The organism is Prevotella phocaeensis (assembly GCF_900065875.1).
Taxonomy (GTDB): domain Bacteria; phylum Bacteroidota; class Bacteroidia; order Bacteroidales; family Bacteroidaceae; genus Prevotella; species Prevotella phocaeensis.
On sequence record NZ_LT160623.1, the window covers coordinates 92066 to 105652 of the forward strand.

The 13587-nt window shown below is 42.9% G+C and carries 11 protein-coding genes; 10 read left to right on the plus strand and 1 reads right to left on the minus strand.

Features of this window, described 5'->3' with window-relative positions; all coding sequences use genetic code 11:
• Window positions 1-13: 13 nt before the first annotated feature.
• The 7 genes from BN3912_RS04610 to BN3912_RS04640 all read left to right on the plus strand — a co-directional run bounded on the left by BN3912_RS04610 (window position 14) and on the right by BN3912_RS04640 (window position 6905).
• Window positions 14-1207: a pyridoxal phosphate-dependent aminotransferase gene (locus tag BN3912_RS04610; protein ID WP_023984684.1), complete on the plus strand. Its 1194-nt coding sequence runs from the start codon at window positions 14-16 to the stop codon at window positions 1205-1207.
• Between the two features lie 225 nt (window positions 1208-1432).
• Window positions 1433-2272 (plus strand): MotA/TolQ/ExbB proton channel family protein, encoded by an 840-nt coding sequence (locus BN3912_RS04615; RefSeq protein WP_004369615.1) that lies wholly within the window; start codon window positions 1433-1435, stop codon window positions 2270-2272.
• A gap of 31 nt (window positions 2273-2303) precedes the next feature.
• Window positions 2304-2933 (plus strand): ExbD/TolR family protein, encoded by a 630-nt coding sequence (locus BN3912_RS04620; RefSeq protein WP_023984682.1) that lies wholly within the window; start codon window positions 2304-2306, stop codon window positions 2931-2933.
• Window positions 2933-3577, plus strand: coding sequence for an ExbD/TolR family protein (locus tag BN3912_RS04625; protein ID WP_004369613.1), 645 nt, complete (start codon window positions 2933-2935; stop codon window positions 3575-3577). Before BN3912_RS04620 ends, BN3912_RS04625 begins: the two co-directional genes overlap by 1 nt.
• A gap of 35 nt (window positions 3578-3612) precedes the next feature.
• Complete coding sequence (locus BN3912_RS04630) at window positions 3613-4449, plus strand: energy transducer TonB (RefSeq protein ID WP_023984681.1); 837 nt, start codon at window positions 3613-3615, stop codon at window positions 4447-4449.
• Between the two features lie 7 nt (window positions 4450-4456).
• Window positions 4457-5416, plus strand: a complete 960-nt coding sequence (locus BN3912_RS04635) for a PstS family phosphate ABC transporter substrate-binding protein (RefSeq protein ID WP_023984680.1) — start codon at window positions 4457-4459, stop codon at window positions 5414-5416.
• 73 nt (window positions 5417-5489) lie between these two features.
• On the plus strand, window positions 5490-6905 hold the full coding sequence (locus BN3912_RS04640; RefSeq protein WP_023984679.1) for a tetratricopeptide repeat protein: 1416 nt from the start codon (window positions 5490-5492) through the stop codon (window positions 6903-6905).
• 432 nt (window positions 6906-7337) lie between these two features.
• Here BN3912_RS04640 and BN3912_RS11925 read toward each other — a convergent pair whose 3' ends face one another.
• Window positions 7338-7505: a DUF362 domain-containing protein gene (locus tag BN3912_RS11925; protein WP_004369609.1), complete on the minus strand. Its 168-nt coding sequence runs from the start codon at window positions 7503-7505 to the stop codon at window positions 7338-7340.
• A gap of 360 nt (window positions 7506-7865) precedes the next feature.
• On the opposite strand from BN3912_RS11925, the gene BN3912_RS04645 reads away from it, so the two are divergent.
• The 3 genes from BN3912_RS04645 to BN3912_RS04655 are packed head-to-tail and all read left to right on the plus strand — an operon-like array spanning window position 7866 to window position 13586.
• A complete protein-coding gene (locus BN3912_RS04645) occupies window positions 7866-10646 on the plus strand; it encodes a TonB-dependent receptor plug domain-containing protein (protein ID WP_023984678.1) in 2781 nt (926 codons plus the stop codon).
• A gap of 49 nt (window positions 10647-10695) precedes the next feature.
• Window positions 10696-12045 carry a DUF4876 domain-containing protein gene (locus tag BN3912_RS04650; protein ID WP_023984677.1) on the plus strand — a complete coding sequence of 450 codons (1350 nt, stop codon included), beginning with the start codon at window positions 10696-10698 and terminating at the stop codon, window positions 12043-12045.
• Between the two features lie 5 nt (window positions 12046-12050).
• Complete coding sequence (locus BN3912_RS04655) at window positions 12051-13586, plus strand: DUF6850 family outer membrane beta-barrel protein (protein WP_023984676.1); 1536 nt, start codon at window positions 12051-12053, stop codon at window positions 13584-13586.
• Window position 13587 lies beyond the last annotated feature (1 nt).

The following is a 13587-nucleotide window of genomic DNA, read 5'->3' on the forward strand; positions in this document are numbered from 1 at the left end:
ACAGTTTGAATATATGGCACAATTATCTAATCGTTTAAACCGACTGGCGCCATCAGCAACGCTGGCAATGTCTCAAAGGAGTAATGAAATGAAAGCTCAAGGTATTGATGTCATCAATATGAGTGTGGGAGAACCCGACTTCAATACTCCGGAAGCTATTAAAGATGCGGCAAAGAAAGCCATCGACGAGAATTATTCTAAATACTCTCCTGTATCCGGATATGCCGATTTACGTAAGGCCATTGTTGCCAAACTGAAGAAAGAAAACGGATTAGACTATACCATTAATGAGATTTTAGTGTCTAATGGAGCCAAACAAAGCGTATGCAACACGGTGATGGCACTGATTAACGAGGGGGACGAAGTGATCATTCCCGCTCCCTATTGGGTTAGTTATCCGCAAATGGTAAAACTTGCCGGAGGAATTCCGGTTATTGTAAACGCCGGTTTCGAACAAAACTTTAAGATGACGCCCGAACAACTTGAGGCAGCCATCACTCCGAAAACCAAACTTATCATACTCTGTTCGCCGAGTAATCCTACGGGAAGTGTGTATTCGAAAAGTGAACTTGAGAGGCTTGCCGACGTCATAAAGCGTCATAAAGACTTGTTTGTTCTTGCTGATGAGATTTACGAACACATCAATTACGTGGGGAGACATGAGAGCATTGCTCAATTTTCGGGAATGAAAGAGCGTGCTATCATTGTCAATGGAGTGTCGAAAGCCTACGCCATGACAGGCTGGAGAATAGGATACATCGCCGCTCCCGAGTGGATCGTGAAAGGCTGTAACAAATTACAAGGGCAATACACCAGCGGCCCATGTTCTGTAAGCCAAAAAGCTGCCGAAGCGGCATATACTTTAAATCAAGGATGCGTAGAGGAAATGCGGCTTGCTTTCGAACGCAGAAGAAATCTCATTGTTGCTCTTGCAAAAGATATTCCGGGCCTTGAAATCAATATTCCCGAAGGAGCCTTTTATCTGTTCCCGAGGTGCAACAAGTTCTTCGGAAAGACAGATGGTAAACATATTATCAACACTTCCACAGACCTCGCTATGTATTTGTTGGAAGTCGGACACGTGGCAACAGTGGGCGGTGATGCTTTCGGCGATCCGGAATGTTTCCGTATGAGTTATGCTACAAGCGATGACAATATTCGCAAAGCAATGAACAGAATTAAAGAAGCATTGGCAAAACTAAGATAAAGTGGGAATAAAAAGTAAAGAAGCAAAGGCAATATTTAGCAGATAATTCGGCGAAAAACCCGTTAAAACTTCTTAATAACCGCTTTTGTTATACATAAATTGTATATCTTTGCGTTGTTTTTTATAGTCACATATCGTGGTCAAACGAAAGCAATAACACTTACAAATCGAAAACAGAATAAAATAATTTAAATTCATTAATAACTAAAAATTAAAAGTAAAATTATGGCAACTACACAACAAACAGCCAGCCCTGCTAAGAAATCACAGGGCTTTCAAGGTATCAGAGCAGCATTTTGGATCATCGTTGCATGCTTCCTCATTGCAGTCTTGATTTACCGTTTCTTATTAGGTAATCCCGCAAACTTTGTAAACAACGATCCTACAGGTGCCGTTTTGAATGGTAACCTCCTCGGAACCATTTACAAAGGTGGTATGGTCGTTCCTATCATCCACACATTGTTGCTTACCGTTCTCTGCCTTTCTGTTGAGCGCTGGCTTGCTATCCGCAATGCATTCGGAAGAGGTTCATTGACAAAGTTCGTCACAAATATCAAAGCAGCTTTGAAAGCTAACGATTTCAATGAAGCACAAGCTCTTTGCGATAAGATGAAAGGTTCCGTAGCAAATGTTGTATCCGCTTCTTTGAAAGCTTACAAAGAACAGGAAGCAACAAGTGGTGTTAAGAAAGCACAGAAGGTAGCCAAAATACAGCAGGCACACGAAGAAGCAACTCAGCTCGAAATGCCTACCCTCCAGATGAACCTTCCCATCATCGCAACTATCGTTACATTGGGTACACTTACAGGACTTCTTGGTACGGTAACCGGTATGATCAAGTCATTCGCAGCATTGGCAGCAGGTGGCGGCGGCGATTCTCTCGCGCTTTCAACTGGTATTTCTGAGGCCTTGATCAACACCGCATTCGGTATTTTGACATCTTGGTGTGCAGTTATTTCTTATAACTACTTCACAAACAAGATCGATAAGTTGACATACGCCCTTGATGAGGTTGGTTACTCAATTGCTCAGACATACGAAGCCAATCACGCAGAAGAAGCTTAATTTTTTGCTAACCCTTTAAAAATTTATCGCTATGGGTAAAGTAAAAATTAAGAAACAAACGGTCTGGATCGACATGACTCCTATGTCGGATGTCATGGTGCTCTTGCTGACTTTCTTCATGCTAACGTCGACGTTTGTGAAGAATGAACCGGTGAAAGTAGTAACTCCTGGATCTATTTCTGAAATAAAAGTTCCAGAAAAGAATGTCTTGAATATTCTTGTCGATAAGAAAGGACAGGTATTCATGAGTATGGATAATCAGGCTCAAATGATGGATGTTCTTTCTGGTATGACTGGTCAATTCGGCGTATCTCTCGACAAAGAGCAATTGACAAAATTCAGAAAAGATCCGATGTGGGGTGTTCCTATGGACAAACTTTCTGCCTACCTGAAACTCGATGAAAGCCAGATGGCAGAGGAAATCAAGAACCAAGGCATTCCTACAGATAGTATCGAGACCGATGGCAAAAAAGATAAAAGCGAGTTCCAGCTTTGGGTTACACAAGTTCATTCTGTAAATCCGGATATCAAACTTGCCATCAAGGCAGATGAGAAAACTCCTTATGCCGTTATCAAGAAAGTAATGTCTGAACTTCAGGATATGGGTGAAAATCGTTATTATCTGATTACTCAATACAAAAAGTTAGAGGAGAATAAGTAATGAAGAAGAAAGAAAGCAAACAAAAGAAGATGGATGTCCGCGTGGACTTCACTCCGATGGTTGACATGATGATGCTTCTTATCACTTTCTTCATGCTCTGTACTTCTTTGGCTAAGCCACAGACAATGGAGCTGAGTATGCCAAGTAATGATAAGAACACTCAAGATAAAGACAAATCTGTAACAAAAGCATCTTACACGATAACAATATATTTAGGTGCTAACAATAAAATTTATTATGTGGAAGGCCAGCCTAAATACGACGATCCCAGTTGCATGAAAGAAACCACATGGGGAAAGAATGGCATCCGCAGCGTATTGATAAACCACGTTACAGAAGATAGTACAACGCCTGTACAACAGGTAATGGCAGCCAAGGCAGCCTTAGACAAGAAAAAGCTTGCAGATCCGAAAAAATATAATGATTCGATTTACAACGCTGAACTGTCAAAAATCAAAAGCGGAGATCTCGGAAACGAGAAGATATCAACGATGACTGTGATCATCAAAGCTACTGATAAGGCTACTTACAAGAACTTGGTTGACGCTCTCGATGAAATGCAGATTTGCAGTATTGGTAAGTACGTTATTGACAAAATCAATCCTGACGACATGAAACTTCTCAAGATGAAGGGAATTGAATAGTCATGACATGTAATTAACAATTAAAAGCAAAAGAAATGGCAAAAATTGATTTAGTCCAGAACGATTGGGTAGAATTGGTGTTTCAAGGTAGAAACCAAGCTTACGGAGCTTACAAACTCCGCAAGGGAACCTCTAAGAGAAACCTTATTGCTATCATCGTTGTGCTTATTGTTGCAATACTTGCATTTGCAGGAATGGCTATTAAGAACATTGTAGATGAGAATGCACGAAAGGTTGCAGCAACTCAGGTTAGCGAGATATCCGCACTTAATCAACCGAAGAAGAAAGCTAAAGTTGAACAAAAAAAGATACAAGTAGAACCTGAAAAAGTTGTTGAACGCGTAAAGAGTTCTGTCAAGTTTACAGCACCGGTGATTAAGAAAGACTCGGAAGTAAAACCTGAAGACGAGCTCAAGACACAAGACCAATTAATGTCTACAAAGACAGCAATCGGTTCATTCAACGTACAAGGTAATGATGAAGCTAACGGTGAGATTCTTAAAGCCAAGGAAGTAATTGCTCAACCCGAACCGCCTAAGCATGAGGAAGAGAACAAGGTATTCGAAGTTGTAGAACAGATGCCTCAATTCCCCGGTGGTCCCGCAGCTCTTATGGAGTATCTCCGAAGCAATACTCACTATCCGGTTGTTGCTGCAGAGAACGGTGTTCAAGGACGTGTATCGATATCTTTCGTGGTTGAGAAAGATGGTTCTATCACCGATGTGCAGGTTGCACGTCCGGTAGATCCGTCACTTGACAAGGAAGCGGCACGCGTTGTAAAGAGCATGCCTAAATGGCAACCCGGAAAACAGAATGGCTCTTTCGTACGAGTTAGATACATTGTTCCTGTAACATTTAAACTGCAATCGTAATTTGCAAATGAGAAATAAGTTATCTTACATATTCGTAGGATTAACACTATCTGCCTGCCTATTGGCTTCATGCGGACAACAGAAGCACAAAGGCGGCAGAACAGATACTTATTCGTCAGGGGTGATTAGTTTCGCCTCTGACGAAAGTTTCAGTCCTATAATAGAAGAAGAGAAGCAAGTCTTCGAATCCATATATACGAAAGCAACTGTAAATCCCATTTATACGAATGAGTTGGATGCGATCAATATGTTGCTTAAAGAAAAAGTATGCCTTGCTATTACTTCTCGTAATTTTAAAGACAAGGAATTAAAAAACTTACAAGACAGAAGATTTATGCCAAGGGCAATAAAAATTGCATACGATGGCTTGGCATTGATCGTCAACAAAGAAAACACGGATACCTGTATCAGTGTAAATGATATCAAACGCATCCTCAACGGACAAGCCCGAAATTGGAGCGACATATACAAGGGTTCTAAAAGAGGAGAAATCCTATTGGTATTCGATAACAAGAAGTCAAGTGCTGTACACTTTGCAGAAGACAGCATCCTTGGCGGTAAACCTATCACAAATAAAAATGTTGCTGCAACAAACAAGACGGCAGATGTGATTGAGTATGTAGAACATACGCCCAATGCCATCGGCATCATCGGCAGCAACTGGTTGAACGATAAACGCGACTCAACCAACCTCACTTTCAACAAGAATATTAAGATCATGTCGGTAAGTAAAGTGCCTAAAGCAACGCCGGCCAACAGCTGGAAACCTTACCAATATTATATATATAATGGCAATTATCCCTTGATAAGAACAATTTATGCTCTTCTCAACGATCCTATTAATGCCTTGCCATGGGGATTTGCCAACTTTATCGCTTCCCCTAAAGGGCAGATGATTATTCTGAAATCGGGTTTACTACCCGTACAAGGCAATATTACCATCAGAAATGTTAATGTTACTGAATAATATAAACTTCCCCAATCGTGGAACGTCATAACATTGAATACGTAGAATACAAACAATTTAAAGATAGAAAATTATGAAAACTATTAAATATTTAATGATCGGTGCATTAATGACAGGAAGCTATATTTCCGTAAATGCACAAGACGATCACAAGGCTACCATTGAACAAGTAACTAAAATCATCAAGTCTCAAGATGCCAATAAAGAGAAGCAAATCAAAGACATTTTCAAAGCAAATAAGAAGAATGCCGATGTGCTTACGGCTATCGGACGTGCTTACCTTGACATCAAGGACACAGCAAACGCGCAGATATATGCAAACCTCGCCATGGCAAGAGACAAGCATTATGGAGACGCTTACGTACTTGCAGGCGACATAGAAGCATTCAAAGACAACGGCGGTGCAGCATCCGGATGGTACGAACAGGCAACATATTTCGATCCGAAAAACCCAAACGGCTACCGTCGTTATGCACAGGTAAACAGCAAAGTCAGCCCTTCTTCTTCTGTAGCTAAGCTCGAAGAATTGCGCAAACAGCGTCCTGATTATCCGGTAGATATCATTTCTGCGGAGATTTATGACAGGGCCGGAAACATTTCTAAAGCACTTGAATACTACAATAAGGTAGATAAGAACCAGATGGAAGACTACCAATTAGTGAGCTTCGCGCTTAATTATTTCCTCAAAAGCGAGTTCGATAAGAGCCTTGAGATTGCACAATTCGGTATCAAGAAGTTCCCTTCAAATGCTGCATTAAACCGTATCAACTTCTTCAATCTCACCAACTTGAAGCGATATGATGAAGCTCTGCAATATGCAGATGCATTATTCAATAAATCTGAAAAGACAAAGATAACGGAAAGCGACTATCTGTATTATGGCTATGCATATCTCGGTAAAAAAGACTATGACAAGGCCATCGAAATGTTCAACAAATCGCTCGAGAACAATACAGACAACAAACAAGACCGTTCAGATGCTCTTAAAAACATTGCAAATGCCTATTCGGCGAAAGGAGATTATACTAATGCTGCACAGAAATATGAGGAATATCTGAAGAGCCTTGACAAACAAACGGCTTCAGAATATGCAGGTTTAGCCGGCATCTATCTAACACAAGCACAGGAAACTAAAGGGGCAGAGCAGACAGAAGCATATCAGAAAGCTGCTGCCGCTTACAAAGAACTCGGTGAGAAGTATCCCAACGTCAAAGATTTTGCTACTCTTTGGCAGGCTCGCATCAACTCTTATATGGATCCCGATATGAAAACATATCAGGCAAAACCTTTCTATGAGGAGCTTGCAAATATGCTGAAAGATAAGGAGAACCGCGATGAGAACGAAAATAAATATCTGCTCGAGGCTTATCAATACCTTGGATACTATTATTACAAAATAGATGATAAACCCAATTATACCGACTATTGGAACAGAGTATTGACACTCGATCCCAATAACGCCACAGCAAAACAAGTATTAGGCAAATAATCAAAAGAAGGTGTAAGATAGCACCGTTCAAAATATAAAAGGGATGAGGCCTGCAAGGCTTCATCCCTTTTTAATGTCAGAAAGGTAAGAAACCTACTATAAAAAGAACATCTTTCTACCAACTACAGTAAGAGAACTGCTCATCATACAATTGTTTAATTACCATCCAACCAATTCCTTACAGATGTAAACTGATACAAGAATAAAGTATATCAACATTTGCGCAAGAACAGCATACTACACATAAAAATTCTTCTCACCTACCGAAACTACAATACATGGCACCTCCATACCCATCAGACCATGCATACATTACGAATACATACATATTCTATCCGCAACAAGCATCACATCTAATAAAAACAGACAATAAAAAAAGCAGCTCCTACAGAGAACTGCTTTTACCTCAAAATATCCTTTCAATCCGATTTATTACGGAAGAGAGATCGCCTCGTTAGGGCAAACATCCGCACATGTGCCGCACTCCGTGCACATATCAGGGTTAATGTTATACTTGTTCCCTTCAGAGATTGCTCCTACAGGACATTCATCAATGCACGATCCGCATGCTATGCAGTCGTCGCTAATTACGTAAGCCATACTATTAAATGTTTAAAATATTAATAATGTTCTTGTATTTCTGCCGAAGCAGATATCTATTCTTGTACAATGCAAAGATAAAAAAATAATCCGACATACCTACAAATAATGATCATATTTTTGTACTATTTATATCTTGTCTTATCTATTCTCATAACACCACACATACAGATAATAGCGTAAAACGCTTATACACACAACGATACCCATCATGTTAAAATAACACGAAATCCCGATATATAGTATATGAGCTACACATATCAAATAATCATTTTTAGGTATTTTCACGACAACAGAAGATATATAACTTTGCAACCAAATACGAATTGTTAGGGATATAGAAAGAATATAGTTGAAAAAATGACATTGTTTATTCAAATATCAACAAGGGGAAAACGTGCCGTATTTTTCCTCTTAGGGTTGATATGCATAAGTCTTGCTTATGCGCATACCCCCTCTTCCAACGATATTCTGCTAACAATCACAGACAAGACCGGCAGTCCGTTACCATACGCCACCGTGAACGTGGAGACTGCAGACCGTACCTACACTGCAGACGGGCATGGAAATATTTTGCTAAAGCAGACGCTTTTCCAAGGAAAAGGCTCTAAAATCAACATTTCGTATGTAGGAAAAAGTCCGAAAACACTTTTTCTTAACGCCACCACATTGCCTTCGAAAGGCAGAATGACTATCGCTTTGGAGGACAACAGCCTCTACCTGAAAGGCGTACAAGTCAATGCAGTGCGCGTGCCCAAGCAGTCTAACTCCTCTATGGTGATACAACGCAGCACTATAGATAACATTCAAGCCTACAATCTTGCCGATATTATGCAGGTTCTGCCGGGCAAAGCCATCCTTAACACCGATATGCATAATGCCAGTTTCCTCACTCTGCGCTCCGTACTCTCGGGTTCTCTCGAAAATCCGCTCGATGCCTACAGCCGCAACAAGATAAACGATTATACGCGAAACGCCGCTTTCGGCATCTCATACGTAGTGGATGGCGTGCCTATATCCAACAACACCAACATGCAACTCGACAGTTATGGTAAATGGGGAGGCATCAAAATGTTCGACAGACGGTTCAATACCGACAACAACGAGAACGTCGGAAACGGCAACGATCTGCGGCTTATCCCCGCTTCTTCCATCGAAAGCATCGAAGTAATATCGGGTGTGGCACCTGTAAAATACGGCGATTTGAGCGACGGAGCCGTCATCATCAACCGTCGTGCGGGGCTTACGCCGTTCTATGGATCAGTAAAAGTTCAGTACAACATATTCGATGTATCGATCGGTAAGGGCTTCTCGCTGGGCGAGAAGTACGGTCTGTTCAATTTCAACATAGACTATATGCACAGTACCCGCGACAGAAGAGACAAACTGAAGACAAATTCGAATATCTCAATCAATACGACATGGACGAAAACTTTCAGCAGAAAGCTCAAATGGGAGAATACGCTGTCGCTGGATTTCTCTAAAAATCTCGATGGTTTGAAGAACGATCCCGATGCATACCTCAACCGCACAAAGACCGATCAATCTTCATTTCGACTTTCTACACGCGGTTCGTTCTCGCCACAGAAGGGATTTTTCGATATGACAGACTATAACTTTTCATTCTCCCTCTCACGCCAATACGACATGCACGAGGAGTATATCGCTAATTATTGGCGCAGCATTATCACCGATGCCTATACCAACGGTCTGCACGAAACCGACATTGCGCCGCCCTATTACACCTCACTGCTCGAAATAGAGGGCAAGCCCTTGGCGCTTTACGGCAATATAGAGAGTCGTAAATTGGTAAAGTCGGGCAAGGCATCACACAACCTCAGCATAGGTATTTTCGGCCGTTACGAGGCAAACTTGGGCAGAGGAAAGATATTCAATCCCGAAACACCCTACTATGATGGGGGACAAGGCGGGCGCGGAGACCGCTCCTACGACTACAAAAACAGCATCCGACTGCTGCAATACGGCGGATACATGCAAGATAAACTGAACCTGCCTTTCGGACAGAACCTGCTCTCAGTTACGGGAGGTGTCCGTATAGAGGCACAACGAGGCATCTTTACGATGAGTCCGCGCATGAACAGTCTCTTTTCTTTCAACAATGGACTGAGCTTCAATGCAGCCTACGGTATCAGTTACAAGATACCCGCCACGGCTTATCTCTATCCCGAAAACGTATACTTCGACCGACTGGTGTTCTCTAACTACAGCGACAATGCCAACGAGCGGTTATACCTTTACCAAACAAAGGTGGTCGATCCAACCAACAGAAACCTGAAATCGCCCTACACTCATAGCTTTGAACTGGGCACGTCTTACAACGGAAGAGGGTTCAACACATCGCTCACAGGATATATGAAGATAGACATGCGGGGCATCAGTTCGCAGTCTGTGCTCGACACGATGTGGGTACAGAATTATAAAAAGGTAGGCCAAGAGGCTTCAGGGCGCCCTATCTATGTACCCGACGGCGACAAAGAACTGATCATTGACTCCTATTTTACGCCCAAAAATCTGCTCTACAGTCGCAATATGGGCATCGAGCTGATAGGAAACATCAGCAATATTCATCCGTTGGGCATATCGCTCAACTACTCTTTGGTCTACAACTACAGCCTTTATCATTCGAAAGGCGACCGCACAGGCAGTTCGGTAGACCTCACCAGAGAGGCGGTAACGGGTATCTATGCACCGACCAAAAACAGCTCAGATGAAATAATTTCTACAATCAGCGTTACCAAACAGATACCCGTCATCGGCCTGATACTCAACCTGCGAATGCAGAATTTCTGGTATCGCCACTACAATCGGCATGGCTTCAGCATCTATCCGAAAGGCTATTACAACCGAGATTTCAAAGCCATATACTTCAAAGACAATGAAGCGGAGAACGTTAAATGGGCTTATTTATGGCTCACCGATAATGCTCCCGTCAATATCAATCAGCCCATCATCGTACCTAATTGCCACTTGCGCATATCTAAAGAGTTGGGAACAAAGCTCAGGCTGTCGTGCTATGTCAACAATGTGTTCAATTATCGCCCGTATATCGAGCGCGACGGCGTGAGAATATATTTCAATCAGGCACCTACCATAAGCATGGATATATCCTACAGATTATAACAAAATAATTATATTTATTAAATTCATAATCACAACTAAACTTTAAAAAATGAAAAAGTTAATTTCTTTGGGCAATATGTTTGCCTTTCTTATGCTGGTGATTGCTGCAACGTTTTTCACTGCTTGTAGCGACTCGAACGACACACCCGATGTGTCTTCTTCGGCTGTCAAAGTGAGTGTGAAACTCGCTTCAGAATATAATAAGGTGGCTCTTGGCAAGGTTAATCTTACGCTACGCAACGTGAACTCAGGCAAGGAAACTTCTGTAGAAGTCGGTACAAACGGCATTGCCACAATTGATAACCTGCCTGTAGATATGTACGACGTAACGGCCACCTACAAAATGTCGGCCGAAGATTATAAAAACGCTACGGGTACAACGACAGAAGTAACCGACTCCGTGCTATTCTCGGCTTCGGCAACTGGCATACAACTCGAGCCCGACAAAGTAAAAGAGCTGGCTTTGGAACTAAATACAGCTTCAACGGATGATTTCATAATTAAAACCATCTACTATGCAGGTTCCGACAACAAGAAGGCTGCAGGCGAAAACGATCAGTTCATCGAGATTTATAACAATACCAACCGCGTGCTCTATGCCGACAGTCTGTGTATTGCCGTTACCACGATGAACCGCTATGGAAATGGACATAAGTGGCAGGACAAAAGGTATTATTATACCGAAGACGGCCGTTACGACTGGAGCAAATCGCAAGACATGAAAGACGTTGATGGCGCCAACGCCAAGTATTACTATGCCAAAATGCTCTTCATGGTTCCCGGTAAGGGAAAAGACTATCCCATACAACCGGGCCAGAGCTTCATCATCGCGGCTTTTGCGCAAAACTATAAAGCTGCATTTACTACAAGTACTGGCAAACAGATTACTCCCGAAGCTCCCGAACTTACCGTTGATTTAAGCAAAGCCGAGTTCGATGTGGTTTACGAAGGCTACGAAACACTCGACAATCCCAATGCTGCGAACATGACCATTATCCATAAAGGCAACAATAGGTATATGCGCTTATCGCGCAATGGTAAGGAAGGATATGTCATCTTCCGTCACTCTGATCCGGCATCACTGCCCGTTTATCTTTATCCGGCCATAGATCCGGCAAAGGGATCCAAGGATCAATTCATGCAAGTTCCTAACGCCCATGTCATCGATGCGGTAGAGGTGATCACTCCGACTGCCGACGGTTACGTTGCTCCCAAGGCTTTCCAGAAGAAAGATGATGCCGGCTATACTTATTCAAAACCCGATTACAGCTCGATGTGCATAACCCGCAAAATCAGTCGTGTGGACGGAACACGTAAGGTATTGCAGGATATCAACAACTCTACGCTCGACTTCGTAGAGATGAAGGCCGAGCCTAAAGCGTTCGCACCTCAACAATAAAACGCATGTTACAGAAGTTCCTGAAGATATTAGTCATAGTTTCATTTGCCCTTTGCCCTGCCGGTGCGGAGGCAAAAGGGCTGGACTCTACGCGCCAAATCATCATCCCTAACAGTTTGGAAATCAGGATGTGCGATGCGAAGCTGACTTCTCCTGTAGGTGTCAATCTGCTGCCGAGGAGCAGTTTCGGTTACGCCTCTTTGGAATACGGATACCAAAGCGGCAAGATGATGCGTATCCAGATGCCCGAAAAGGCGAACGAAATACGAGTACGTTCCATCGGCCTGCATTCGGCAAACACATGGCAACTATACGGTGAGTTTGCCTATACGCGCCAATATAACGACAGCGTACAATGGCTGCTTAGCGAAATGCCGCAAGATGGATTGCCCTATTATTTCGGTTCGCCCAAGAAAGGAAACTGGGAGATTGAGGCTTACGACATTAAAGGAACTTTCGATTGGAACATTTCACAGCTCTTTGTAGTGGGAGCATCGGCACATGTCAAGTACCGAAAAGGTGCGCGAAGCAACGATCCGAGGCCCTCTACAGAGAGTTTTATCTCTCGTTATTACCTCTTCGGAGGTATCACGTTGCCCCGATTTTCAGCCCTCTTAAGCGGCGGACTGGGCTATGGAACGCGCGACAACGACATCGTTTACAACAATACGGATAACGACCGTGTGACACGACTCGACATGATGGCTTACGAACTCATGGGGTTTGGCATGAACAGAAAGACGCAGCAATACCAGAACAGGACGCTCGAAACGAACATTTACACCCGTCACGCAAGCCTGCAACTGAAAGGTAACATCGATAGTCTTACACTCTGGGCGCGTTTCAGCTACGATATACAGCGCGATAGCATACGTCGCAGCCGCACTACAAACGTATCTCGCAGTCTTCTTTCTACCTACAAAACAACAAAGATAAGCCTTGATCTCGGCGTCGACTACGCATTTAGCAGCACAGTAAAGCTGCAAACGCAGGCTTATGCTTATCTCACAAAGGGCTCGGATAAGCTCGACAACATTCTTCAAGGACAAAAAAACTACGTTTACAATCACCGTCTTCTCGGCTTCAACGCTCTGCTCCACCAATACACAGCCACCGGTTGCATCAACCGATACGGCCTGTCGGCGGGCTATGAATACGAAAAAAGACAAGACGGCTCTTCCGCACACCTGTTCGAACGCAGCGGTCTTAATGCATCATTGACATGGCATAGGCAGCACGCTTTGCGTTCCGCTTGTTATATCTTCTATGGTGCAGGCCAATGGCTATTATTTCCAACAGCCACGCTTACCTATCCTACCTCGCAAGAAAACATTTTTTCTACCGACGTGGCACGTCCCTTTTACAACTACTATCACACAGCGAAAGGCGCAACCGAACTGAATATCGGCGGCGGAAAGGCATTCTACCGTTACCGTCTCTCGCTTTCGCTCACCTACAACCTTGCTTACGCCCTCGCTAACACCTATGAAATCAGTGGTATGCGACATAATCTGAATGCCGCAATCATTCTAAGCTTCTAAG